Source organism: Ramlibacter pinisoli (assembly GCF_009758015.1).
Classification (GTDB): domain Bacteria; phylum Pseudomonadota; class Gammaproteobacteria; order Burkholderiales; family Burkholderiaceae_C; genus Ramlibacter; species Ramlibacter pinisoli.
This window is the reverse complement of record NZ_WSEL01000003.1, coordinates 1,385,267-1,408,396: the sequence shown is the minus strand read 5'-3', so window position 1 is coordinate 1,408,396 and position 23,130 is coordinate 1,385,267. Positions and strand designations below refer to the sequence as shown.

The window sequence follows — 23,130 nt, the reverse complement described above, 5'->3', positions numbered from 1 at the left end:
GGACGGACGGGTGGACATGGAGCAGGAACGACAGGAGTTCGCCACGGGCGACGACAACAACTGGGTCAAGGCGCGCAGCTCGCTGGTCTGGATCGCGGCCATCCTGGTCGCCTTCGGCTCCGTGTGGTGGATCGAGCGCGAGAGCGGCAAGGAACTGATCGCCAGGCGGCCGGGCGCGCCGGTGCAGGCCGCGCCGGCGCCGGCCGTGCTGCCGGCCAGCCCCGACCTGCCGGCGGCACTGCCCGCGCCGCGCGCGCTGACCGAGCAGGAGAAGCAGTGGGCGCGCACCGCCTGGACCTACTTCGAGCGCAACACCGACCCGGCCACCGGCCTGGCGTCCTCGGTCGAAGGCTTCCCGTCCACCTCGCTGTGGGACACGGCGTCGTCGCTGCTGGCGCTGCTGGCCGCGCGCGACCTGGGGCTGGTCGACCAGAAGGCGTTCGATGCCCGCATGGCGCGCGCGCTCGACGCGCTGGGCCGGCTGCCGCTGTACGCCAACGCACTGCCGAACAAGACCTACGACACGCGCACGCTGGCGATGACCGACTACCGCAACCAGCCGGCCCCGGCCGGCATCGGCTGGTCGGCGATCGACATCGGCCGGTTGCTGGTGCCGCTCAACGCCATCGCCTGGCAGCACCCGCAGCACACGGAGGCGGCGCGCCGCGCCATCGCCCGCTGGAACACCGCGCAGCTGGCCCGCGACGGGCAGCTCTGGGGCCTGCAGGCGGGCGAGGGCGGCGGCCCGCCGCAGCCGGTGCAGGAAGGCCGGCTCGGCTACGAGCAGTACGCGGCGCGCACGCTGGCCCTGATGGGGCTGGACGTCGACGTCGCCGCCGACCCCATGGCCCACCTGCAGCTGGTGGACATCGAGGGCATCGCCGTGCCGGCCGACCGCCGCGAACCGGCCACCCACGGCGCGCAGAACCATGTCGTCAGCGAGCCCTGGATCCTGCAGGGGCTGGAGTTCGGCTGGACCCGGCAGTCGCGCGAGATCGCCTGGCGCGTCTACCGGGCCCAGGAGGAGCGCTTCCGCAAGACCGGCGTGAAGACCGCCGCGACCGAGGACCACGTCGACCAGCCCCCGTACTTCGTCTACAACAGCCTGTACAACGGCGGCCGCCGCTGGGTGGCCGTGAGCGAGAAGGGCGAGGAGATGCCGCAGCTGCGCACGCTGTCGACCAAGGCGGCGTTCGGCTGGCATGCGCTGCTGCGCACGCCCTACACCACGCAGCTGGTCGACGCGGTGGCCGGCCTGAACGACCCGGCGCGCGGCTGGTACGCGGGCCGCTACGAGGCCGGCGACAAGCCCAACCAGTCGGTCAACGCCAACACCAACGCCGTGGTGCTCGAGAGCCTGGCCTACATCGTGCGCGGCCGGCTGCTGCAGTACCGCTGAACCCGCGACCCGGACGATGAGCCCGCGCCTCCTTCCCCTCGTGCTGGCCGCCGCGCTGCTGGCCCCCTGCCTCGCGGCCCGGGCCCAGGCCCCGGCCGGCCCGCCGCTGGCCAACGCCAGCGGCGCCGCCGACTGCAAGCCCGGCGAGCTGCCGGCCGCGCGCTACGAACGCCGCTTCGGGCCGCTCAGCGAGCGCGAGCTGGCGATGGCGCGCACGGCCTGGAAGTACTTCGAGAACAACACCCAGCCGACCGGGCTGGCCAACGCGGTCGACAACTACCCGTCGACGACCATGTGGGACACGGCCTCCTACCTGGGCGCCATCGTCGCCGCGCGCGAGCTGCGCATCATCACGCCGCAGCAGGCCGACGAGCGCCTGGGCAAGGCGGTTGCGGCGCTCGGTTCGCTGGCGTTCTTCCGCGACGAGCTGCCCAACAAGGTCTACCACACCAGGACTCTGGACAAGGTCGACTACGCCAACAACCCGGGCGAGATCGGCTTCTCGGCGCTCGACCTCGGGCGGCTGCTGGTGTGGCTGAAGATCGCCAAGGAGCGCTACCCGCGGCACGCCGACGCCATCGACCGCTTCGTGCTGCGCTGGAAGTGGGGCAAGGTGGTCGACCGCAGCGGCATGCTGTTCGGCGCCATGCTCGACAAGGACCGGCAGGTGCAGTACCTGCAGGAGGGCCGCCTGGGCTACGAGGAGTACGCGGCCAAGGGCTTCCAGCTGTGGGGCATCCCGACCGAGCTGGCGGCGCGGCCCGAGCCGTACGCCACGGTGCCGATCTACTGCGTGGAAGTGCCGTACGACGCGCGCGACCCGCGCAAGTACTACCAGCACAACTACGTGGTGACCGAGAGCTATGCGCTCGACGGCGTGGAGTTCAACTGGGACACGGCGCTCGACCGCGACACCGACGACCGCAAGCACTCCAACGCCTGGATGCTGGACTTCGCCAACCGGGTCTACCAGGCGCAGGAGAACCGCTGGCTGGCCACCGGCATCCTCACCGCCCGCTCCGAGCACCAGCTCGACGCCGAGCCGTACTTCGTCTACGACACGGTGTTCACCGACGGCTATGCCTGGAACACCATCACCGAGCCGGGCCAGTACGTGCCGCAGTACGCGGCGGTGTCGCTGAAGGCGGCACTGGGCATGTGGGCGCTGTGGAAGTCGCCCTACACCGACCGCCTGTTCGAGGAGATCGGCCAGCACGCCGACCCGGCGCGCGGGTTCATGGAGGGCATCCTCGAGAACGGCAAGGGCCCGATCCGCGCCTTCACCGCCAACAACAACGGGATCATGCTGGAGACGCTGCTGTTCAAGGCCCAGGGCAAGCTGCTGCGCTGGGGCGCCGGCGGCCCGACGCTGTGGGACCGCAGCTTCCGCGGTGCGCCCTACGGGCCGCAGGGCCGCACGGCCGGCGCGCCGCCGCCCTGCGCGCGCCCGGCCGCCAGCGCGCCGGGAGCGGCGCCGTGCTGAGCCGGCGCGGCCTGCTGGCCGGGTCGGCCGCCGCCGCCTCGGCGCTGCTGGCCGGCTGCGGCTCGGTGGCGCGCCAGTCGGGCCTGGTGCCCGGCACCGGCGCCAGCGCACCCAGGGTGGCCGAGCCCGCCAGCCCGGTGGCCGGCCTGACCGGCGCCGAGTACCAGTGGGCCCGCACCGCCTGGCGCTACCTGGAGAACAACACCGACTACGACACCGGCCTGGTCAACGGCACCGACCGCGGACCGCTGTTCACGGCCTGGAATGCCGCCGACGCCATCGCGGCCACCATCGCCGGCCACGAACTGCAGATCATCGACGCGCGCGAGTTCGACCTGCGCCTGTCGCGCCTGCTGGGCTTCCTGGCCACCATGGACCTGTCGCAGGGCAAGCTGCCCAACAAGGCCTACAACGCCGTCAGCGGCAAGATGGTCGGCTTCGACAACCGGCCCGACGACATCGGCTGGTCGGCGGTCGACATCGGCCGCCTGCTGCTGTGGCTGCGCATCGCCGGCCAGCGCCATCCGCGCTTCGGCGAGTACGCCGACAAGGCGGTGCTGCGCTGGACGCTGTGCGATGTCATCGACCCCTGCGGCGTGCTGCAGGGCAGTGCGCGCTTCGACGGCCGGCTGGCGCGCTACCAGGAGGGCCGGCTGGGCTACGAGCAGCTGGCCGCCTCCGGCTACGCCGCCTGGGGAGTGGAGGCCGGCCGGTCGACGGCGCTGCCGCCGCTGGCCACCGCCAACATCCACGGGTTGCCGCTGCGCTACGACGCACGCGATCCGCGCACCAGCGGCGCCCAGGCCCCGGTGCTCACCATGCCGTTCGTGCTGGCCGGCATCGAGCTGGGCTGGCACACGCCGGACGGCCAGGAGGGGATGCGTCCGCTCGCCGAGCAGGTGTACCGGGTGCAGGAGGAGCGCTGGCGGCGCGAGCGCCAGGTCACGGCGCGCAGCGACTACCAGCTGCGCGAGGCGCCCTACGTGGTGCTCGATTCGGTGTACGCGTCCGGCTACGCCTGGAACACCATCGCCGGCGACGGCAGCGGCCACGAGCGACTGGCGCTGGTGTCCACGCGCGCGGCGTTCGGCCTGTGGGCGCTGTGGCCCGGCGACTACGCCAATGCGCTGGTCGAGAACGTGCGCTACCTGCACGACCCCGACCGCGGCTGGTTCGAGGGCCGCTTCGAGCAGGGCGGCGGGCCCAACACGCTGATCACGCTGTCGACCAACGCGGCGCTGCTGGAGATCCTGCTGTTCAAGGCGGCCGGCGTGCTGTACCGCCAGGACGCGAGCCGCTCGGGCTACTTCCAGGTCCAGACCGGCGACCCGTTCAACCGCATCGGCCGCTGCTGGCCGGGCGAGCGCGAAGCCTGCACGGCCGCGGGCGCCGCTGCGGGCTGAGTCAGCCGGGCGGGGTGCGGCCGGCCAGCAACTCGATGACGGCCGCCAGCAGCTGGTGCGGCTTGAGCGGTTTGGCCAGGTGCAGGTCGAAGCCGGCATCCAGCGTCTTGTGGCGGTCCTCGGGCCGTGCGAAGGCCGTCAGCGCCACCATCGGCAGGCGCGGGCCCGACGGCCCCTCCAGCGCGCGGACGGTCCGCGCCAGCTCGTAGCCGTCCTTGCCCGGCAGCCCGATGTCGCTCACCAGCAGTTGCGGCCGGCGCTGCTGCAGCTGCGCCAGCGCGCCGTCGACGTCGCGTGCGAGCCGCACCTGGGCCCCGCGGTCGCCCAGCACGATGGTCATCATCTCGCCGGCCTCGACGTCGTCCTCGACCACCAGCACGTCGACGCCCTGCAGGGCCTGGAGGATGCCGGTCGGGTCCTCGTCGAGCACCGTGTCCGGGCCGATGGCAGGCGGGTCGGCCACCTCGGCCCCGACCGGCAGGTCGACCCACATCAGCGTGCCGTGGCCCAGGCCGTCGCTCTCGGCGCCGACCTCGCCGCCGTGCAGGTCGACCAGGTGCTTGACGATGGACAGGCCCAGCCCGAGACCGCCGTGCCGGCGGTTGCCCGGCGCGTCGCTCTGGGTGAAGCGCTCGAACAGGTGCGGCAGGAACTCGGCCTTGATGCCGGCGCCCTGGTCGCGCACGCCCAGCCGCAGCCGGTCGCCCTCGCGCCGCAGCACGACCTGCACCACGCCGCCCTCGGCCGAGAACTTGATGGCGTTGGTCATCAGGTTCCAGAAGATCTGCTGGTAGCGGTCCGGGTCCAGCCAGGCCGAAGCAGCGGCGGACTCGACGTCGGTCTGGATCCGGATCTGGCGCTCGTCGATGGCGGTGCCCAGCGATGCGATCGACGAGCGGATCAGTTCGGCCGGGTCGATCCACTGGCGCTCGAGCTGCAGCTTGCCCGAGTTGATGCGCGAGACGTCCAGGATGTCCGAGATGATGCGCGCCTGCGTCTTGACGTTGCGCTCGATCGCGTCCAGCCCGCGCATGCCCTCGGGCAGGACGCCGCGGCGCTTGAGGATGTGGACCCAGCCGATGATGGCGTTCAGCGGCGTGCGCAGCTCGTGCGACAGCACCGCGATGAAGTCGTCCTTGGTGCGGCTGTGGCGCTCGGCCTGCGCCCGCGCGGCCTGCTCGCGGTCCAGCACCTCGTGGCGGCGCTGCTCGAGCTCGACCCGTTCGGAGACGTCGACCGCGGTCGCGATGCGCCGGTCGGGGCCGACCTGCGGCGACAGGCTCCATTCGACGTGCACCAGGTGGCCGTCGGCGTGCAGCAGGGGGAACTGGCCGCGCCAGGCGTCCTGCCCGACGGTGAATTCACGCTCGATCTGTTCGCGCGCCTGCGGCGCCGCCAGGCTGGCCACCGTGCGCCCGATCACGCTCTCGCGCGGCAGCCCCAGCATCCGGAGCATCGCCGGATTGGCCTCGGAGAAGCGGCCCTGCGCGTCGATCAGGGCGATGCCGCTGTGGGCCTGGTCGTAGATGGCGCGCAGGCTCTGCTCGCTGCGGCGCAGCCCGTCCTCGGCGGTGCGGGCGCGGATCAGGGCCTGCAGGGTGGCGATGAGGACGGCCGGCTCGACCGGGTGGACCAGGTAGCTGTCGGCACCGGCATTCAAGCCGGTGACGTGGTCCTCGTTCTTCACGTAGGCGGCCGACAGGTGCACCACCGGCAGCAGCTGCGTGGCCGGCGCGGCGCGCAGCAGGCGGCAGACCTCGAAGCCGTCGATGTCGGGCAGGTGCACGTCGAGCACGACGGCCGAAACGCCCGTGGCCGCCAGGTCCAGCGCCTCCTGGCCGGTGCCGGCCTCGCAGATGTTGAAGCCGGCGGCGCGGATCACGCGGCCGGTGGCGTAGCGCGTGGCCGGGTTGTCGTCGACCACCAGCACCGTGTGCGCGCCGCGGTCGATGGTGCTCTGGATCGTGCCGGCGTCAGTCTGGGCCATCGCGGGTCCCCAGTTGGATCGGGATGGTCAGCGAGAACACCGAGCCCTTGCCCGGTTCGCTCTGCACGTCCACGCTGCCGCCCAGCAGCGCCGCCAGCCGCTTGGACAGCGCCAGCCCCAGCCCGGTGCCGCGCAGGCGCTTCTGCAGCGGCGACTGGACCTGCGAGAAGTCGTCGAAGATGGCCTGGTGGAACTCGGGCGCGATGCCGATGCCGGTGTCGGCCACCGCGAAGGTGACCTGGCCGCCCTCGGTGCGCACCGAGACCCGCACCTCGCCGCGCTGGGTGAACTTGAGCGCGTTCGAGATGAAGTTGCGCAGGATCTGCGACAGCTTGCGGTCGTCGGTGTACAGCTTCGGGACGTCGTGCGGCTCCTCGAAGACGAGGTTCACGTCGGGATTGGTCAGCACCGGCTTGAACATGCCGCGCAGGGCGGAGAACAGGTCGACCATCTCGAACCAGGCCGGCGAGATCTCGACCCGGCCCGCCTCGACCTTGGCCAGGTCGAGCAGGTCGTCGACCATCTCGGCGAACTCGGTCGCGGTGTGCTGGATGAAGCCGACCTGGCGTTCCTGCTCGCTGGTGAGCGGCCCGTCGACCCGGTCGATCAGCAGCCGGGCGATGCTGCGGATCGAGTTGATCGGCGTGCGGAACTCGTGGCTCATGTAGGCGAGGAACCGGCTCTTGAGCTCGGTGGCGTGGCGCAGCTGGTCGGCCTGCGAGTCGAGCTCGGCGTACAGCGCGAGCACGCCCCGGTTGGTCTCCTCCAGCTCCGCGCGCAGCGCCTGCGCTTCCTGCCGGCTGGCCTGCAGGTCCCGTGCGAGCTGGTTGAGATCGACCGGTTCGCCCGCCATCTCAATCTCCCCGGCGCATCACTGCCACCGTCGCGTCGTCGCGCCCGCGGAAATGGTCGCGTGCAAGGATCGCCGCGGCCACGGCCGGGTCGCGGCCCAGCACCGGGCGCAGCAGCTCGGGCTTCCAGCGGGTCTCGATGCCGTCGCTGCAGGCCACGACCAGGGCATGGTCGGGCCACGGCACGCTGGTCTCGTCGGGGCGGCGGATGGTGACGCCGGCGGTGCCATGCTGGGTGAGCAGGGTGCGGTCGTCGATGCCCGACAGCATGCGTCCCATCACATTGCCGGCGCCCGAAGTGCGCACGGTGCCCGCTTCGTCGTCGGCCAGCATGACCGTGACGGCGGCGCCGCGCGTGCCGCGCAGCCCGGCGTGGAGCCGCTCGACCTGCAGGCGCGGCGCGGCCATCGGGTCGTTGCGGAACACCTCGACCGCCGCTGCCGACGCTTGCGCCGCGTCGGGCCCGTGGCCGAGGCCGTCGGCCACCATCACGACCGCCCGCGCGCCGTCGACCGCGAACGCCCAGGCATCCCCGCACACCGTCTCGCCTGGGGCGGCCAGCGCGACCGCGCCGACGCAGATGGCCGACGAGCCGTTGGCCGACTGCGCCGAGCGCACCCGTGCCAGGACGACCGTGCCCTGCGGCACGGCCGAGTGGATGTCGAACGCCTGCGCCAGCCGGCGCACCGCGCCCAGGCCGGTGCCGGGCGTGCCGCCGGTAGAAAAGCCGTCGCTCAGGCAACGGTCGAGGTCGGCGATGCCCGGCCCGCTGTCGATGGCAATCACTTCGACCTCGCGCCGCTGCACGCGAGCCGAGAGCAGCAGCCGGCCGGAGGTGGCATGGCGCACCAGGTTGTTGCCCAGTTCGTTGACGATGATCGCCAGGCGTCCGGCCTCGACCTCGTCGAGCCCGCACTCGTCCGCCAGGTGCGCCGCATGCCGGCGGGCCTCGCCGACGCGACTGGCATCGCCCATCGGGAAGTCGGCATGGAAACGACCGGTGATCACTTCCATCGCGTGATGCTCACGGAAGTGCCCTGGCCGGGCGTGGACTGCACGTCGAACTCGTGCACCAGGCGCTTGCTGCCCGGCAGCCCGAGTCCCATGCCGCCGCCCGAGGTCCAGCCGTCGGTGAGGGCGAGTTTGAGGTCGGGGATGCCCGGGCCGTTGTCCTCGAACACCAGCCGCAGGCCGCGCTTGAGGCCCTGCTCGAGGATCTCCCAGCGCATGTGCCCACCGCCGCCGTGCACCACGGTGTTGCGCGACAGTTCGCTGGCGGCGGTGATCATCTTGGTCTGGTCGACCAGCGAGAACTTGAGTTGCTGCGCGAGCAGGCGCACCTTCTGGCGGCTCGCCACGATGTCTTCCTCGGTGCGCACTGCCATCTGTCCCTGGGCGTCGTCAACGGGCAAAAAGATTCCCCTTGCGCGACTGTGCCAGCAGTTCCATGCCGCGTTCGACGTTGAGCGCGGTGCGCACGCCCTCGAGCGAAAGGCCCAGTTCCACGAGCGTGATGGCCACGGCCGGCTGCATGCCCACCACCACCGTCACCGCATCGAGGATGCGCGAGATGCCGGAGATGCCGCCCAGCATGCGGCCGACGAAGGAATCGACGATCTCGAGCGCGCTGATGTCGATCAGCACGCCCTTGGCGCCGCTGGTTGCGATCTTGTTGGCGAGGTCGTCCTGCAGCGCGAGCGCCGTCTGGTCCTGCATGTCGACCTGGATGGTCACGAGCAGAACCTGCCCCATCTGGAGGATCGGGATGCGGTCCATCGGGTGCTCAGTCCGTCTTCGTGATCGTGTAGCCGCGCTGCTGGAGCGCGAGCGCCAGGGCGTCGGCCAGGTTCGACTTCGAGGTGATGCCCTGCAGGTCAATGCCCAGGTGCACGATGGTCTGCGCGATCTGCGGCCGGATGCCGCTGATGAGGCATTCGGCGCCCATGAGGCGGATGGCGCTCACGGTCTTGAGCAGGTGCTGCGCCACCAGTGTGTCGACGGTGGGCACGCCGGTGATGTCGATGATGGCCAGCGTGGAGCCGGTCTCGACGATGCGCTGCAGCAGCGTCTCCATCACCATCTGGGTGCGGCTGGAGTCGAGCGTCCCGATCATGGGGACGGCCAGCACGCCTTCCCACAGCTTGATCACCGGCGTCGACAGCTCCAGCAGGTCCTGCTGCTGGCGGCGGATGATGTCCTCGCGCGTCTGCTGGTAGGTCGAGACGGTCCACTGCGCCATGCGGTCGACCAGCGACGACAGCAGCCAGATCCCCGCGACCTGCAGCGCCGGGTCCGGCACGGACCGCTGGAGAACGCCGAACGTGGGCCGCTTGAATGTCAGCACGAAGTTGCTGGTGTCGGCGGCCGACTCGCCCTGCGCCGCGCGCGAGCGCGACAGGGTGGCCAGCGAGTTGCGCAGGGCTTCCCAGGCTCCGGTCTCGAACTGCTCCGGATCGCCCCCGGCCTCCAGGCCGGCGCGGACGTTGCGAAGAATCTCGGTGGCTTCGCCCTGCAAGCCTCGTCGTGCCGTGTCCGTCAGCCGGGCCCCGGTCGTGTCGACCTGCTGGAGCCATTCGGCAATGATCTGGTCTTCGTGCTGGGTCAGGAGGCCGAGCACGGTCTGGCTTTGTGTTGTCATGGGCATGGAAGGGGAGCGCCACCGAATGGGGCCTGATCATTCTAGGGATGAGCTTCTCATGCGCACGTAGGACAAATGCTGACGCTCATCCGGTTCGCCGGCGCCGGTGCCGGCGCCAAAACCGGAAGCGGACCACAATCGCCTTCCTTTTTTCCCCCGGGACCTTCGCCATGTCGCTGCACCCCCTCGGCCGCTCTTCCCTGCTGGTCTCGCCCCTGTGCTTCGGCGGCAACGTGCTGGGCTGGACGGCCGACGAGAAGACCTCGTTCTCGCTGCTGGATGCCTGGCTGGATGCGGGCTTCAACTTCATCGACACGGCCGACGTCTATTCGCGCTGGGCCCCGGGCCACGCCGGCGGCGAGTCGGAGACGGTGATCGGCAAGTGGCTGCAGCAGGGCGGCCGGCGCGAGAAGGTCGTGCTGGCCACCAAGGTCGGCATGGACATGGGCGACGGCAGGGTCGGCCTGAAGCCGGCCTACATCCGGCGTGCCGTGGAGGACTCGCTGCGCCGCCTGCGCACCGACCACATCGACCTGTACCAGGCCCACAAGGACGATGAGTCCACCCCGCTGGAGGAGACGCTGGAGGCGTTCGGGGCGCTGGTCAAGGAGGGCAAGGTGCGCGTGATCGGCGCCTCCAACTACAGCGCGGCCCGCCTGCAGCAGGCGCTCGAGACCAGCCGGCGCCTGGGCCTGCCGCGCTTCGAGACCCTGCAGCCGCTGTACAACCTGTACGACCGCGCCGTGTACGAGCGCGAACTGCAGCCGCTGTGCGTGCGCGAGAGCGTGGGCGTGATCAGCTACTACGCCCTGGCGGCCGGCTTCCTCACCGGCAAGTACCGCGACGCGGCCGACGCCGCCAAGAGCCCGCGCGGGGCCGCCACCACCGCCAAGTACCTCAACGACCGCGGGCTGCGCATCCTGGCCGCGCTGGACGAGGTGGCCCGCCGCACCGGCAGCACGCCGGGCCGGGTCGCCATCGCCTGGCTGCTGGCGCGGCCCGGCATCGTGGCGCCCATCGCCAGTGCGACCAGCCTGGCGCAGCTGCGCGACCTGGTGGAGGCCGCCCGGCTGCCGCTGGACGAGGAAACCGTGGCTGCCCTCGACGCGGCCACCGCGGAAGGCTGAGCCCGCGCGCGGCCTGCGGATGGCCACCCACTGTTGCGGCGACTACAATCGAGGACGTCTTCGGGCCGTCTTTCCCCTCGGCCACGTCAAGTCAGGAGCCGAAAGGGAGTTGGCCATGGCCAAGGAAGAATTGATCGAGATGCGCGGGCGGGTGGAGGAAGTCCTGCCCGATTCACGCTACCGCGTGGTGCTGGAGAACGGCCACACGCTCATCGCCTACAGCGGCGGCAAGATGCGCAAGAACCACATCCGCATCATCGCGGGCGACTATGTCACGCTGGAACTGTCGCCCTACGACCTGAACAAGGGCCGCATCATGTTCCGCCACCTGCCACCGCGCGGCAGCGAAGGCAACCCGGCGTTCCAGGGCAGCCAGCGCCGCTGAGGCGGTGCTCACTTCGCCGCCGCGTCCGCGCCGTCGAGCCGCTGCTCGAGGGCCTGCAGCACCGGCCGGATCCCGGCCCCCACGCTGATCTGGTTCGAGAAGCCGTCGGGCCTGCGTCCCTCCAGCTCGCGCTGCCGGATCACCGGCACCGCGGCTGCGAAAGCCTTCTCGCGAACGCGTTCAGCGAGCCGACACCGCCGTGTCCGTCCAGCCACCGCCCAGCGCGCGGTACAGCTGAACCTGGTTCTGCAGGCGCAGCAGCCGTGTCTGGATTTCGGCCGTGCGGGCGGTGAACAGGGCCCGCTGGGCATCCAGCAGGTCGAGCGAGCTGGACACGCCGGCGTTGTAGCGCAGCTGCAGCAGGCGCGACCGCACCGTCTCCGCCTCGGCCACGTTGATCAGCGCCTGCAGCTGGTCCAGCAGCGTCAGGCGGCCGGCCAGCGCATCGCTCACCTCGCGGAAGGCGACCTGGATCGAGCGCTCGTACTGCGCCACCGCGATGTCGCGCGTCGCATTGGCCGAGGCCAGGCCGGCCTGGTTGCGGCCGGCGTCGAAGATCGGCAGCAGCAGCTGCGGTGCCACGGTGTAGGCCCACACGCCCGTGCTGTCGAACAGGCCCGACAGCTGCGAGCTGGCGCGGCCGGCGCTGGCGGTGAGCGTGATGCGCGGGAAGAACGCCGCCCGCGCAGCGCCGATGTTGGCGTTGGCCGCCAGCAGCTGCTGCTCGGCCGCGCGCACGTCGGGCCGGCTGGCGATGACGTCCGACGGCATGCCGGCCGGCACGTCGGCCAGCAACACGGTGGCCATGGTGGTGCCGCTGCGGTAGTCGGGCGGCAGCGGGCGCCCGATCAGCAGCGACAGCGCGTTGATGTCCAGCGAGCGCTGGCGCTCCTGCTGCGCAAGCGCGGCCCGCGACGACTCCACCAGCGACTGCGCCTGGCGCAGGTCCAGCTCGCTGGACACGCCGTTGTCGAAGCGCAGCTTGGTCAGGCGGAAGGTCTCCTCGCGCGTGTCCAGCGTCTGGCGCGTGAACGTGAGCAGCTCCTCGTCGGCGACCACGGCCAGCCAGGTGTTGGCGACGGCGCTCACCAGGATGGTCTGCGCCGACTTGCGGCCTTCCTCGGTGGCCAGGAACTGCGCCAGCGCCGTCTGGCTGAGCGCGGCGACGCGGCCGAAGAAATCGAGCTCCCAGGTCGCCAGCGCCAGGCCGGCCGTGTACAGGGTGACCTGCTGGCCGTTGCCGTTGGTGTTGGGCTGGCGCGTGGCGGCAGCGGCGGCGCCGATGGTGGGGTAGCGGTCGGCGTTGCGGATGTCGTACTGCGCGCGTGCCTGTTCGACGCTGGCGATGGCCACCCGCAGGTCGCGGTTGTCCGACAGCGAGACCGTGATCAGCTCGCGCAGGTGCGGGTCGGTGAAGAACTGCTGCCACTCGAGCTGCGCGGCCGGCAGGCCCTCGGTGGCGCTCGGGTGGCCGTAGGCGGCCGGCACCGGCGCCGCCGGGCGTTCGTAGGTCGGGATGAAGGAGCAGCCGGCCAGCAGGGCGGCGGCCAGCGGCGCGAGGCGCCAGTTGCGAAGACGGGTCATACCTGGTCCCCCTGGGTCGCACCCCGGGGCAGTTCGCGGCCGAACTCGTGCGCGTGCAGCTTGCGTTGCCGCTCGCTGCCATGGAAGAAGCCGCGCACCACGACGAAGAAGATGGGGACGAAGAACACCGCCAGGCCGGTGCCGGTGATCATGCCGCCCAGCACGCCGGTGCCGATGGCGCGCTGGCTGGCCGAGCCGGCGCCGGTGGCGATGGCCAGCGGCAGCACGCCCAGGCCGAACGCCATCGAGGTCATGAGGATGGGGCGGAACCGCAGGTGCGCCGCCGCCAGCGCCGACTCGATGACGCCCTTGCCCTGCGCCTGCAGGTCCTTGGCGAACTCGATGATCAGGATGGCGTTCTTGGCCGACAGGCCGATGATGGTGATCAGGCCGACCTGGAAGTACACGTCGTTGGCGTAGTTGCGCAGGAAGGTCGCGATCAGCACGCCCAGCACGCCCAGCGGCACCACCAGGATCACGGCCAGCGGGATCGACCAGCTCTCGTACAGCGCCGCCAGGCACAGGAACACCGCCAGCACGGCGAAGCCGTACAGGATGAGCGCCTGCGCCCCGGCCAGCTTCTCCTCGCGCGACTGGCCGGTCCATTCGTAGGCGAAGCCCGGGGGCAGCTGGGCGGCCAACCGCTCCATCTCGGCCAGCGCGGCGCCGCTGCTGTAGCCCGGCGCCGCCGAGCCCGAGATGCGCATCGACGGATAGCCGTTGTAGCGGACGGTCTGCATGGCGCCGTTGACCCAGCGCGTGCTGGCGAAGGCGCTCAGCGGCACCGTCTTGCCCTGGACGCTGACCACATTGATGCGCAGCAGGTCCTCCGGCTGCATGCGCGCCGGCGCGTCGGCCTGCACCAGCACCCGTTGCAGGCGGCCGCGGTTGGGGAAGTCGTTGATGTAGGACGAGCCGAGCGCCGTGGAGACGGCGCTGTTGATGGCGTCGAACGGCACGCCCAGCGCCTGCGCCTTGTCGCGATCGATGTCCACCTGCAGCTGCGGCGCATCCTCCAGGCCATCCGGGCGCACCTGCGTGAGCACCTTGCTCTGCGAGGCCAGGCCCAGCAGCTGGTTGCGCGCGGCCACCAGCGCCTGGCGGCCGTTGCCGCCGCGGTCCTGCAGGCGGAAGGTGAAGCCCGACGCCGTGCCCAGCTCGGGAATGGGCGGCGGGCTGAGCGGGAAGATGAAGGCGTCGCGGATGCCCGACAGGGCACCGAAGGCGCGCCCCGCCAGCGCGCCGGCCGAGTGCTCCTCGCCGTGGCGCTGGTCCCAGTCCTTGAGCGTGACGAAGGCCAGTGCAGCGTTCTGGCCCTGGCCCGAGAACGAGAAGCCGAGCACGCCCACCATGCTCTGCACCTCGGGCTGCTTGAGGATGAAGCCCTCGACCTGCTCCATCACGCTGCGGGTGCGCTCCTGGGTGGCGCCCGGGGGCAACTGCACGTTGACGATGATGTAGCCCTGGTCCTCCTGCGGCAGGAACGAGGTCGGCAGGCGGGTGTAGAAGAACGCCGCGGCTAGCCCGATGGCGCCGTACAGGATCAGGTACCAGGGCGCGCGGCGCAGGATGCGCGCCACGATGCCCTCGTAGCCGTGCGCGGTGCGCGTGAAGCCGCGGTTGAACCAGCCGAAGAAGCCGGTCTTCTCGTGGTGGTGCCCGGCCTCCACCGGCTTGAGCAGGGTGGCGCACAGCGCCGGCGTGAGCGACAGCGCCATGAAGGCCGACAGGGCGATCGACGCCACCATCACCGCCGAGAACTGGCGGTAGATGTTGCCGGTGGAGCCGGCGAAGAACGCCAGCGGCACGAACACCGAGACCAGCACCACCGTCACGCCGATGATGGCGCCGGAGATCTGGCCCATGGCCTTGCGGGTGGCCTCGCGCGGCGGCAGGCCTTCCTCGCTCATGATGCGCTCGACGTTCTCGACCACCACGATGGCGTCGTCGACCACGATGCCGATCACCAGCACCATGCCGAACATGGTGAGCACGTTGATCGAGAAGCCCAGCGCCAGCAGCACGGCGAAGGTGCCCAGCAGCGCCACCGGCACCACCACGGTCGGGATGACGGTGTAGCGCCAGTTCTGCAGGAACAGGAACATCACCAGGAACACCAGCACCACGGCCTCGACCAGGGTCTCGACCACCTGCTTGATGGAGATGCGCACGAAGCGCGAGGTGTCGTACGGGATGTCCCACTTCATGCCGGGCGGGAAGTAGGGCGCCAGCTCGCCCATGCGCTTGCGCACCAGGTCGGCGGTGGCCAGGGCGTTGCCGCTGGGCGAGAGCTGCACGCCGATGCCGGTGGAGGGCTTGCCGTTCAGGCGCGCCGAGGTGGCGAAGGTCTGCGCGTTGAGCTCGACCCGCGCCACGTCGCGCAGCCGCACGGTGGAGCCGTCGGGGTTGGCGCGCAGCACGATGTTGCGGAACTGGTCGACGTTGGTGAGCTGCCCGCTCACCACCACGGTGGCCGCGATGCCCTGGCCGGCCACGTTGGGCAGGTCGCCGATGCTGCCGGCCGAAACCTGGGCGTTCTGCGAGCGGATGGCCGCGTTGACGTCGTTGGCCGACAGGTTGAAGCCCACCAGCTTGTCCGGGTCGATCCAGATGCGCATGGCCGCCTCGGTGCCGAACAGCTGCGCTTGGCCGACGCCCGGCAGGCGCTGGATCTCGGGCACGACGTTGCGCGAGGCGTAGTCACCCAGGTCGACCGGGGTGAAATTGGGATCGTCGGAGGACAGGATGGCGAACAGCAGGAAGTTGGCGCGCGACTTCTCGACCCGCACGCCCTGCTGCGTGACGGCCGCGGGCAGGCGCGGCGTGGCGCGCGCCAGCCGGTTCTGCACGTCCACCTGGGCCAGGTCGGCGTTGGTGCCGGGCTCGTAGCTGACGGTGATCTGGCCGACGCCGTTGGCCTGCGTCACCGATTCCATGTAGATCAGGCCGGGCGAGCCGTTGAGCTCCTGCTCGATGACGGTGATGACGCTCTCTTCCAGCGTGCTGGCCGACGCGCCCGGGTAGGTGGCGGTGAGCACGATGGCCGGCGGTGCCACCGGCGGGTACTGCGAGATCGGCAGCTGCGTGATGGACACGGCGCCCAGCACGATGAGGAACAGCGCGATGACCCACGCGAAGATGGGCCGGTCGATGAAGAACTTGGCCATGCCGGACGGTCAGCGCGAGGCCGAGGAAGCGGGGACAGCACTCCCGTACGCGCAGGGCGCGAAGGTTGCGTGAAAGGCGCAAGAGGAACGACGTCCGTGCTGGCTCCTGGACTCTTTCGCGTCCTTTGCGAGACCTTCGCGCCCGTCGCGTCCGGAGGTCCGCCGCCTGCGGCCCTTCTTCTCCCCCGACGCGGCGGATGCAGGCCCCGCCGGCGCCGCCGGCTTGCCCTCGTTCCAGGGCACCGGCTTGACCGGCGCGCCGGGCCGCAGCTTCTGGAAGCCGTCGACCATCACCTGCTCGCCCGGCTTCAGGCCGTCGAGGATGACCCAGCTGCCGTTCTGGGCTCCGCCGACCTTGACCGGCCGCGGCGCCACCTTGCCGTCGGGCGCGACCACCATCACGCTGTCGCCCTGGCCGGAGCGCGTCACCGCCTGCTGCGGCAGCAGGATGGCGTTGCCGGCCTTGGCCTGCTCGAGCTGCACGCGCACGTACATGCCCGGCAGCAGCAGGCCCTGCGGGTTGGGCACCTCGGCGCGCAGTGTCACCTGGCCGCTGCCGGGGTCGACGCTCAGGTCGGAGAACAGCAGGCGGGCGGTCTGGGGGTAGGGCGTGCCGTCCTCCAGCAGCACCTTGGCCTGGGCGCCCTCGGCGCCGGCGCGCTTGAGGCGGCCCTGCTCGATCGAGCGGCGCAGGTTCAGCACCTCGGTCGACGACTGCGTGACGTTGACGTACATCGGGTTGATCTGCTGCACCAGCGCCAGCGGCGTGGCCTCGCCCTGGCCGACCAGCGCGCCCTCGGTGACCAGCGCGCGGCCGATGCGGCCGGAGATCGGCGAGGTCACCAGCGCGTAGTTCAGGTTGATCTGCGCCGTCTGCACGGCGGCGCGGCTGGCCGCCACGTCGGCCTCGGCCGCCTTCTGTGCGGCGACGGCGGCGGCGTAGTCCTGCTTGCTGATGGCATTGGCCTCGACCAGCGGCTTGTAGCGCTCGGCCAGGGACGCGGCCTGGGTCAGGTTGGCCTCGGCGCGGGCCAGCGTGGCCTTGGCGCTGGCCGAGGAGGCCTGCAGCTGGGCCGGGTCGATGCGGAACAGCGGCTGGCCGGCCTTGACGTCGCTGCCTTCCTTGAACAGCCGCTCCTGCACGATGCCGGCCGCGCGGGCGCGCACCTGGGCGACGCGCGAGGCCTCCAGGCGGCCCGGCAGCTCGGTCACCAGCCCGATGTCGCCCACCTTGACCGTGACCACGCCCACTTCGGGGGGCGGCATGCCGCCGCCCGGGGCACCGCCGCCGGGCGCGCCGGCGTTGTCGGATTTGCCGCAGGCGGACAGCAGGGCGGTGATCGCGAGGAGGAGGGGAAGCAGGACAGGCTTGTGCAGGGAGGCCATCGTCGCCTTGGAAAGAGAGGCAAAACCGGGCAGTCTACCAACGGCCCGTGAAGGACGCAGGCGCAAGGCTGATGCGCGCCCGCTGCGCGACGGGAGGAGCAGGTCGCGTGCCACAATGCCGCGGCCCGCGGCGCGCGGGCCCAGCCACCAGCATCCCAGCCGGCGCCGCCATGCTCGAACCCGCCATTCCCGCCGACGACGCGCAGCGCGTCGACGACCTGTGCCGGCTGCAGGTGCTCGACACCGAGCCCGAAGGCCGCTTCGACCGCATCACGCGCACGGCGGCGCGCACCTTCGCGGTGCCCATCGCGCTGGTCTCGCTGGTCGACACCGACCGCCAGTGGTTCAAGTCGCGCCTGGGGCTGGACGCCACCGAGACGCCGCGCCGGCTCTCGTTCTGCGCCCACGCCATCCTGGACGAGGGCGCCTTCGTCATCCCGGACGCCGCCGCCGATCCGCGCTTCGCCGACCATCCGGCGGTCACGGGCGCGCCCCACGTGCGCTTCTACGCCGGCATGCCGCTGCACGGGGCGGCGGGGCATCGCGTCGGCACGCTGTGCCTGGTCGACCACCGGCCGCGCACCTTCGGCCCCGGGGACGAGCAGGCGCTGGCCGACCTGGCGGGCTGGGCCGAGCTGGAGCTGAACGTCTACACGATCGGCCAGGCCACCGCGGTCGCGCGCGAGAAGGAAGAACGGCTGCAGGCGGTGCTGGACACCGCCGGCGACGGCGTCGTGACGCTGGGCGTCGACGGCCGCATCGTGCTGGTCAATCCGGCGGCCAGCCAGATGTTCGGGCGCGCCGCCGGCGCCCTGGTCGGCACCCCGGTGATGGACCTGGTGGCGCCGGCCGCGCGGGCCGAGGTACGGGCCTTCATGGCCGAACTGGCGGCCCGGCCGCGCGGCGTGGCCGCCAGCGTGCGGCGCGAGCTGGCGTGCCTGCGCGCCGACGGCACGCCCTTTTCGGCCGAGATCGTCGTCACCCGCATGCGGGGCACCGCGGCCAGTGGCTACACCACGGTGGTGCGCGACATTTCCGAGCGCAAGAAGGTGGAGCGGATGAAGAACGAGTTCATCGCCACCGTCTCGCACGAGTTGCGCACCCCGCTCACTTCCGTGCGCGGCTCGCTCGGGCTGCTGCTGGGCGGCGCGGCGGGCGAGATCCCGTCCCGGGCGCGCGGCCTGCTCGACATCGCCACCAGCAACTGCGACCGGCTGGTGCGCCTGATCAACGACATGCTGGACATCGAGAAGATCGAGTCCGGCAACGTGCGCTTCGACCTCGCTCCGCAGGCCCTGGTGCCGCTGGTGCGGCAGGCCATGGCCGCCACCGATTCCTTCGCGCAGCAGTTCCAGGTGCGCTATGTGCTGCGCCCGGACGCCGTCGACGGCCGCGTGCTGGCCGACGCCGACCGGCTGACGCAGGTGGTGGTCAACCTGCTGTCCAACGCGGCCAAGTTCTCGCCGGCCGGCGGCGAGGTCGAGGTCGGCATCGGCTGGCTGCCCGGCACCGTGCGCCGCCTGCGGCTGTGGATCGGCGACCGCGGCCCCGGCATCCCGCAGGCGTTCCGCGACCGCATGTTCTCGCGCTTCCTGCAGGCCGACGGCTCGGACGCGCGCAGCAAGCCCGGCACCGGCCTGGGCCTGGCGATCTCCAAGGCCATCGTCGAGCGGCTGGGCGGGCGCATCGGGTTCGCCGACCGCGCCGGCGGCGGCACCGAGTTCTTCGTCGAACTGCCGGCGCTGGCGCCGCCGGGCGCGCTGCCGGCCGCCGCGGGCGAGGTGCTGGTGTGCGAGGACGACCCGGTCATCGCCGCCCTGGTCTGCCGGTTGCTGGAGCAGGGCGGCCTGCGGGCCGACGTGGCGCCGACCGCGGCCGAGGCCCGCCGCCTGCTGGCGGCGCATCCCTACCGGGCGATGACGCTGGACCTGGGCCTGCCCGACGAGGACGGGCTGTCGCTGCTGCGCGCGCTGCGCGCCGAGCCGGCCACGGCGCGCCTGCCGGTGGTCGTGCTCACCGCGCGCGCGGCGCCCGAGGGCGTCGATGCCGCCGCCTTCGGCGCGCACGACTGGCTGTCCAAGCCGATCGACGGCGAGCGCCTGCTGGCGACGGTGCGGCGCGCGCTGCACGGCCCGCGGGGCGAGCGGCCCGTGGTGCTGCACGTCGAGGACGATGCCGACCTGGTGCGCGTGGTTGGCGCGGTGCTCGAAGACTCGGCCGAGACGGTGCACGCGGGCAGCCTGGCGCAGGCGCGCGGGCTGCTCGCCGAGCGCCCGTTCGCCCTCATCCTGCTGGACATGCAGCTGCCCGACGGCGATGCCTCCGGCCTGCTGGCCGCCCTGCCGGCGCGCAACGCCGCGACGCCGGTGGTCATCTTCTCGGGCAGCGAGGTCGCCGCCGACGTGGCGGCGCAGGTGAAGAACGCCCTGGTGAAGTCGCGCACCAGCAGCGGCCAGTTGCTGGCCCTGTTGCACCGGTTGATGGGCCCCGCGCCCGGAAAGCTGCCATGACCCCGCCCCTGCAACGCGTGCTGTACGTCGAGGACGATGCCGACATCCGCACCATCGCCGTGCTCGCGCTGGAGACCGTGGGCGGGCTGCAGCTGCGCGCCTGCGCGTCGGGCGCCGAGGCGCTGGAGGCGGCCGCCGGCTTCGCCCCCGACCTGCTGCTGCTGGACGTGATGATGCCGGGCATGGACGGCCCCACCACGCTGCAGCGTCTGCGCGAGCTGCCGGGCACCGCGCGCACGCCGGTCGTCTTCATGACGGCCAAGATGCAGGCCAGCGAGATCGAGCACTACCTGTCGCTCGGGGCGCTGGGTGTCATCACCAAGCCATTCGACCCGATGGCCCTGGCCGTGCAGGTGCAGGACCTGTGGCGCCAGCGGCCGGCCGCCGGGGCCTGACCGCCGCGTCCGCGCCGGCATGCCGGCGCCAGGCTCACTTCGATGCCGGCTTGGCCCCGGGTTTGCCGGCCGCCTTGCGCGAATGGCGCGCGGCCTCCATCGCCGCGGCCTTCTCGGCATGCTTTTCGGCGCGGGTGCGGTGCGCCTTGGGCTTCTTGACCTCGCCCGCGTGCTCCGCTTCCTTCTTGGCCTTGGGCTTGTCCTTGGGCTGCGCGTGGTGCGTGCGCTGCAACCGGTCGATGGCGCTGGGCCGGGGGGCCGAGGCCTGCGCCTGGCGCTGCTCCCGTTCCCGCTTCAGCTGTTCGCGCTCCTCGATGAGATCCTGCTCGGCCTTCGAGGGCTCACGGTCCTCGCCCGAGGCCGTGCGACGGGCCATGGCGCGGTGCAGCGCCTGGCCGTTGTCCGAGATCCGCTTGGTCAGCGATGCAGTCCGAATCGGCATGTGCGGCTCCTGTGGTGGGGCGCAGCCACTCTAGGCCAAGCCGGCGCCGGAAGCCAGCGGGACAGAACGATTCTCGGCAGTGGCACCGCGCATCTCGGCAGCACGCGAGCTGTCTCTGCAGCAGGACGATCTATCTCGGCAGCGCAATCTGCAATAGCCATGGTCGGATCGGACTATCGTGGCCGGAAGAGTTGTCGGCCGCGTCACCATGGCGCTTCGCCACTGGCGTCCGGGATGGCCGTCCCACATCGACGCGACACCAGGGCGCCTGCTCCCCGCGCGGCTGCGTCGCACGGGGAGCAGGGGAGTAGGTTGTACCTTGGGATCCGAGGTGTTGTTGCATGAGTCATGAGGTCAAGCTGGCGACCTTGCGGATGGTCGTCAGGATCCTGCGAAGCGTGAGTCTGCGAATGCAGCGCCTGCCGCACCGGCAGGTCGACAAGGGAGCCGACGGTCGCGGCTTCGTCATCCACCGGGGCCACCGCCTGCCGCCCACCAGCATGCGCGGCAACATGTGCGGCGACGCCTTCCGCACCGACAGCTTCTTCTACATGTCGGCCGTCCTCGAGGCGACCAAGCTGGCGGCCAAGCTCGGTTACGCGCCCGGCGCGCGGGTCGTCGACATCGGCTGCGGCCTGGGCCGGCTGGCCACCGGCATGCTCGCCGAGTTCGGCGACGCGCAGTACCTGGGCATCGACGTGCAGCCGGAGTTCGTGCGCTGGTCGCGCGACAACATCGAGCGCTTCCACCCGAGCTACCGCTTCATCCACATGGACATGGCCAACGAGTTGTACAACCCGGCCGGCAGCCTGGATGAGACCGCCTTGCACCTGCCGATCGACGACGGCTGGGCCGACATCGTCTACCTCTGGGGCGTGTTCACGAACATGGTGCCCCGGCACGTCGAGTCCTATGTCGGCGAGATCCGGCGCATCCTGCGTCCGCGTGGCCGCTGCTTCCTGACGGCCTTCGTCGAGGACGACGTCCCGGACGCCACCGTCAACCCGACCAGCTACGTTCCCTACAACTGCAGCGACCCGCTGCTGGTCGTGCGTTACAGCCGGGACTGGCTGTTCTCGACCTTCCAGCGCAACGGGCTGGAGGTCGAGGACTTCCGTTACCACGGCAGCATGTTCCCGCAGCAAAGCGAGATCTACCTGGCCAAGGGAGGAACGCGCCTGGACGCCGGCCGCACCCCCATCGGGATGCACTGAAGGCGAAGGGAGGAAGCGCGTGGAGGATGGGCCGCCCGTCCACGCCAGGCGGCAGGGCGAGCAGTGTCCGGGGATCGACCTATGCGAAGAACGGAAGGGCTCGAAGCGCACACGCGAGCCGTGCGCCGACCTCGGCGTTGTGCTTGATCAGCGCGATGTTGGTGGCGATGCTGCGCCCGCCCGTGAGCGCCCGGATGCGTGACAGCAGGAACGGCGTCACCTCCTTGCCCGCGATGCCCTGGGCGGCGGCATCGGCCAGCGCCTGCTGCGTGATCGCTTCGATCTCTTCGCGCGGCATCTCGTGTCCCGCCGGCACCGGCGTGCTGATCACCACGCCGCCGGCAAGCCCGAGCGCCCACTTCGCGCGGATGAAGCGGGCCTGCCCGGCAGGCTCGTCGATGCGCAAGTCGGCGCGGAAACCGCTCGCGCGCGTATAGAACGCGGCGAACTCGTCGCCTTCGCAGCTGATCACCGGGACGCCGTGCGTCTCGAGATATTCGAGCGTGAGGCCGATGTCCAGGATCGACTTGGCGCCCGCGCACACGACGGCCACCGACGTCTTCGCGAGCTCCTGCAGGTCGGCGGAGATGTCGAAGCTTTCCTGCGCGCCGCGGTGCACGCCGCCGATGCCCCCCGTGACAAACACCTCGATGCCGGCGAGCGCTGCGCAGACCATCGTTCCCGCGACCGTGGTCGCGCCCGGTGTGCCACTGGCCAGCAGCGCGGGCAGGTCGCGCCGGCTGGCCTTCGCGACCCCGGGGCTCGTTGCGAGCAACTGGAGTTCGTCGTCGGATAGGCCCACGCGGATCCGGCCGCCGATCACGGCGATGGTGGCGGGCTCGGCCCCCAGGCCCCGGATGACCGCCTCGACCTCGCGTGCGGTGTGCACGTTGTCGGGGTAGGGCATGCCGTGGGCAATGATGTTCGATTCGAGCGCGACCACCGGCCTGCCCTCGGCCTGCGCCGCGGCGACGGCAGCGCTGCGGACGAGCCACGGCTGGGTGTGCGACGCTCGCATGGACATCGCTGGAGGGTACATCGCGTTCGGGGTGAGCTGCGTCGCCCGAACCGGGATTGGCACCGGCATGGCTGGCCATGGCCCGGCGTTCGTCCGGCCTGCCCCCGGCGGCCCCGTGAACGGGGCCTCGCGCGGAGGGGC

General features: G+C 71.5%; 20 protein-coding genes. 8 read left to right on the top strand and 12 right to left on the bottom strand.

The window, feature by feature from the left end; translation table 11 throughout:
• Positions 1-16: 16 nt before the first annotated feature.
• The 3 genes from GON04_RS08005 to GON04_RS07995 are packed head-to-tail and all read left to right on the top strand — an operon-like array spanning position 17 to position 4,285.
• Complete coding sequence (locus GON04_RS08005; protein WP_157397390.1) at positions 17-1,399, top strand: DUF3131 domain-containing protein; 1,383 nt, start codon at positions 17-19, stop codon at positions 1,397-1,399.
• A 16-nt stretch (positions 1,400-1,415) separates the two neighbouring features.
• A complete protein-coding gene (locus tag GON04_RS08000) occupies positions 1,416-2,882 on the top strand; it encodes a DUF3131 domain-containing protein (protein WP_157397389.1) in 1,467 nt (488 codons plus the stop codon).
• Entirely contained in the window at positions 2,876-4,285 is a 1,410-nt protein-coding gene (locus GON04_RS07995; RefSeq protein WP_157397388.1) for a DUF3131 domain-containing protein, read from the top strand. Before GON04_RS08000 ends, GON04_RS07995 begins: the two co-directional genes overlap by 7 nt.
• Position 4,286: 1 nt before the next feature.
• On the opposite strand, the gene GON04_RS07990 is transcribed toward GON04_RS07995, so the two are convergent.
• From GON04_RS07990 to GON04_RS07965, 6 genes are read right to left on the bottom strand one after another with little or no spacing between them, the layout of a single operon-like run.
• Positions 4,287-6,272 carry a hybrid sensor histidine kinase/response regulator gene (locus GON04_RS07990; RefSeq protein WP_157397387.1) on the bottom strand — a complete coding sequence of 662 codons (1,986 nt, stop codon included), beginning with the start codon at positions 6,270-6,272 and terminating at the stop codon, positions 4,287-4,289.
• Positions 6,259-7,125: a sensor histidine kinase gene (locus GON04_RS07985; RefSeq protein WP_157397386.1), complete on the bottom strand. Its 867-nt coding sequence runs from the start codon at positions 7,123-7,125 to the stop codon at positions 6,259-6,261. The genes GON04_RS07990 and GON04_RS07985 overlap by 14 nt, the downstream gene beginning before the upstream one ends.
• Before the next feature lies 1 nt (position 7,126).
• Complete coding sequence (locus GON04_RS07980) at positions 7,127-8,137, bottom strand: ATP-binding protein (RefSeq protein WP_157397385.1); 1,011 nt, start codon at positions 8,135-8,137, stop codon at positions 7,127-7,129.
• The gene (locus GON04_RS07975) at positions 8,128-8,508 is read right to left on the bottom strand and encodes an anti-sigma regulatory factor (protein ID WP_157397384.1); all 381 of its coding nucleotides are present in this window, start codon (positions 8,506-8,508) and stop codon (positions 8,128-8,130) included. Before GON04_RS07975 ends, GON04_RS07980 begins: the two co-directional genes overlap by 10 nt.
• Before the next feature lie 16 nt (positions 8,509-8,524).
• Positions 8,525-8,899, bottom strand: a complete 375-nt coding sequence (locus GON04_RS07970) for an STAS domain-containing protein (RefSeq protein ID WP_157397383.1) — start codon at positions 8,897-8,899, stop codon at positions 8,525-8,527.
• A gap of 7 nt (positions 8,900-8,906) precedes the next feature.
• On the bottom strand, positions 8,907-9,761 hold the full coding sequence (locus GON04_RS07965; RefSeq protein ID WP_157397382.1) for an STAS domain-containing protein: 855 nt from the start codon (positions 9,759-9,761) through the stop codon (positions 8,907-8,909).
• A gap of 170 nt (positions 9,762-9,931) precedes the next feature.
• On the opposite strand from GON04_RS07965, the gene GON04_RS07960 reads away from it, so the two are divergent.
• Together GON04_RS07960 and infA are read left to right on the top strand one after the other, a co-directional pair.
• On the top strand, positions 9,932-10,888 hold the full coding sequence (locus tag GON04_RS07960; protein WP_157397381.1) for an aldo/keto reductase: 957 nt from the start codon (positions 9,932-9,934) through the stop codon (positions 10,886-10,888).
• A gap of 115 nt (positions 10,889-11,003) precedes the next feature.
• A complete protein-coding gene (infA, locus tag GON04_RS07955; protein ID WP_157397380.1) occupies positions 11,004-11,273 on the top strand; it encodes a translation initiation factor IF-1 in 270 nt (89 codons plus the stop codon).
• A gap of 8 nt (positions 11,274-11,281) precedes the next feature.
• Here the strand turns inward: infA and GON04_RS07950 are convergent, their stop codons facing one another.
• Genes GON04_RS07950 through GON04_RS07935 form a run of 4 tightly spaced genes read right to left on the bottom strand, consistent with a single transcriptional unit; the run spans position 11,282 to position 17,410 of the window.
• A complete protein-coding gene (locus tag GON04_RS07950) occupies positions 11,282-11,422 on the bottom strand; it encodes a hypothetical protein (RefSeq protein ID WP_181653940.1) in 141 nt (46 codons plus the stop codon).
• A 31-nt stretch (positions 11,423-11,453) separates the two neighbouring features.
• Positions 11,454-12,857, bottom strand: a complete 1,404-nt coding sequence (locus GON04_RS07945) for an efflux transporter outer membrane subunit (RefSeq protein ID WP_157397378.1) — start codon at positions 12,855-12,857, stop codon at positions 11,454-11,456.
• Complete coding sequence (locus GON04_RS07940) at positions 12,854-16,024, bottom strand: efflux RND transporter permease subunit (protein WP_157397377.1); 3,171 nt, start codon at positions 16,022-16,024, stop codon at positions 12,854-12,856. Before GON04_RS07940 ends, GON04_RS07945 begins: the two co-directional genes overlap by 4 nt.
• A gap of 9 nt (positions 16,025-16,033) precedes the next feature.
• Entirely contained in the window at positions 16,034-17,410 is a 1,377-nt protein-coding gene (locus tag GON04_RS07935) for an efflux RND transporter periplasmic adaptor subunit (protein ID WP_157397376.1), read from the bottom strand.
• Between the two features lie 170 nt (positions 17,411-17,580).
• Between GON04_RS07935 and GON04_RS07930 the strand changes: the two genes are divergently transcribed.
• Positions 17,581-19,920 carry a response regulator gene (locus GON04_RS07930; protein ID WP_181653939.1) on the top strand — a complete coding sequence of 780 codons (2,340 nt, stop codon included), beginning with the start codon at positions 17,581-17,583 and terminating at the stop codon, positions 19,918-19,920.
• A complete protein-coding gene (locus GON04_RS07925) occupies positions 19,917-20,315 on the top strand; it encodes a response regulator (protein ID WP_157397374.1) in 399 nt (132 codons plus the stop codon). The genes GON04_RS07930 and GON04_RS07925 overlap by 4 nt, the downstream gene beginning before the upstream one ends.
• Positions 20,316-20,349: 34 nt before the next feature.
• Here GON04_RS07925 and GON04_RS07920 read toward each other — a convergent pair whose 3' ends face one another.
• Entirely contained in the window at positions 20,350-20,757 is a 408-nt protein-coding gene (locus GON04_RS07920; RefSeq protein WP_157397373.1) for a hypothetical protein, read from the bottom strand.
• A 398-nt stretch (positions 20,758-21,155) separates the two neighbouring features.
• Here GON04_RS07920 and GON04_RS07915 point away from each other — a divergent pair, with 398 nt between their 5' ends.
• The gene (locus GON04_RS07915) at positions 21,156-21,971 is read left to right on the top strand and encodes a methyltransferase domain-containing protein (protein ID WP_157397372.1); all 816 of its coding nucleotides are present in this window, start codon (positions 21,156-21,158) and stop codon (positions 21,969-21,971) included.
• Between the two features lie 79 nt (positions 21,972-22,050).
• Here GON04_RS07915 and GON04_RS07910 read toward each other — a convergent pair whose 3' ends face one another.
• On the bottom strand, positions 22,051-22,989 hold the full coding sequence (locus GON04_RS07910) for a pseudouridine-5'-phosphate glycosidase (RefSeq protein WP_157397371.1): 939 nt from the start codon (positions 22,987-22,989) through the stop codon (positions 22,051-22,053).
• Positions 22,990-23,130 lie beyond the last annotated feature (141 nt).

Excerpts from the sequence above, each read along its gene's own strand:
- GON04_RS07910 (WP_157397371.1), bottom strand. The coding sequence starts at position 22,989 with ATGCGAGCGTCGCACACCCAGCCGTGGCTCGTCCGCAGCGCTGCCGTC.
- GON04_RS07975 (WP_157397384.1), bottom strand. The coding sequence starts at position 8,508 with ATGGCAGTGCGCACCGAGGAAGACATCGTGGCGAGCCGCCAGAAGGTG.
- infA (WP_157397380.1), top strand. The coding sequence starts at position 11,004 with ATGGCCAAGGAAGAATTGATCGAGATGCGCGGGCGGGTGGAGGAAGTC.
- GON04_RS08005 (WP_157397390.1), top strand. The coding sequence starts at position 17 with ATGGAGCAGGAACGACAGGAGTTCGCCACGGGCGACGACAACAACTGG.
- GON04_RS07920 (WP_157397373.1), bottom strand. The coding sequence starts at position 20,757 with ATGCCGATTCGGACTGCATCGCTGACCAAGCGGATCTCGGACAACGGC.
- GON04_RS07930 (WP_181653939.1), top strand. The coding sequence starts at position 17,581 with ATGCTCGAACCCGCCATTCCCGCCGACGACGCGCAGCGCGTCGACGAC.
- GON04_RS07980 (WP_157397385.1), bottom strand. The coding sequence starts at position 8,137 with ATGGAAGTGATCACCGGTCGTTTCCATGCCGACTTCCCGATGGGCGAT.
- GON04_RS07945 (WP_157397378.1), bottom strand. The coding sequence starts at position 12,857 with ATGACCCGTCTTCGCAACTGGCGCCTCGCGCCGCTGGCCGCCGCCCTG.
- GON04_RS07990 (WP_157397387.1), bottom strand. The coding sequence starts at position 6,272 with ATGGCCCAGACTGACGCCGGCACGATCCAGAGCACCATCGACCGCGGC.
- GON04_RS07935 (WP_157397376.1), bottom strand. The coding sequence starts at position 17,410 with ATGGCCTCCCTGCACAAGCCTGTCCTGCTTCCCCTCCTCCTCGCGATC.
- GON04_RS08000 (WP_157397389.1), top strand. The coding sequence starts at position 1,416 with ATGAGCCCGCGCCTCCTTCCCCTCGTGCTGGCCGCCGCGCTGCTGGCC.
- GON04_RS07965 (WP_157397382.1), bottom strand. The coding sequence starts at position 9,761 with ATGACAACACAAAGCCAGACCGTGCTCGGCCTCCTGACCCAGCACGAA.
- GON04_RS07970 (WP_157397383.1), bottom strand. The coding sequence starts at position 8,899 with ATGGACCGCATCCCGATCCTCCAGATGGGGCAGGTTCTGCTCGTGACC.
- GON04_RS07960 (WP_157397381.1), top strand. The coding sequence starts at position 9,932 with ATGTCGCTGCACCCCCTCGGCCGCTCTTCCCTGCTGGTCTCGCCCCTG.
- GON04_RS07985 (WP_157397386.1), bottom strand. The coding sequence starts at position 7,125 with ATGGCGGGCGAACCGGTCGATCTCAACCAGCTCGCACGGGACCTGCAG.
- GON04_RS07925 (WP_157397374.1), top strand. The coding sequence starts at position 19,917 with ATGACCCCGCCCCTGCAACGCGTGCTGTACGTCGAGGACGATGCCGAC.
- GON04_RS07940 (WP_157397377.1), bottom strand. The coding sequence starts at position 16,024 with ATGGCCAAGTTCTTCATCGACCGGCCCATCTTCGCGTGGGTCATCGCG.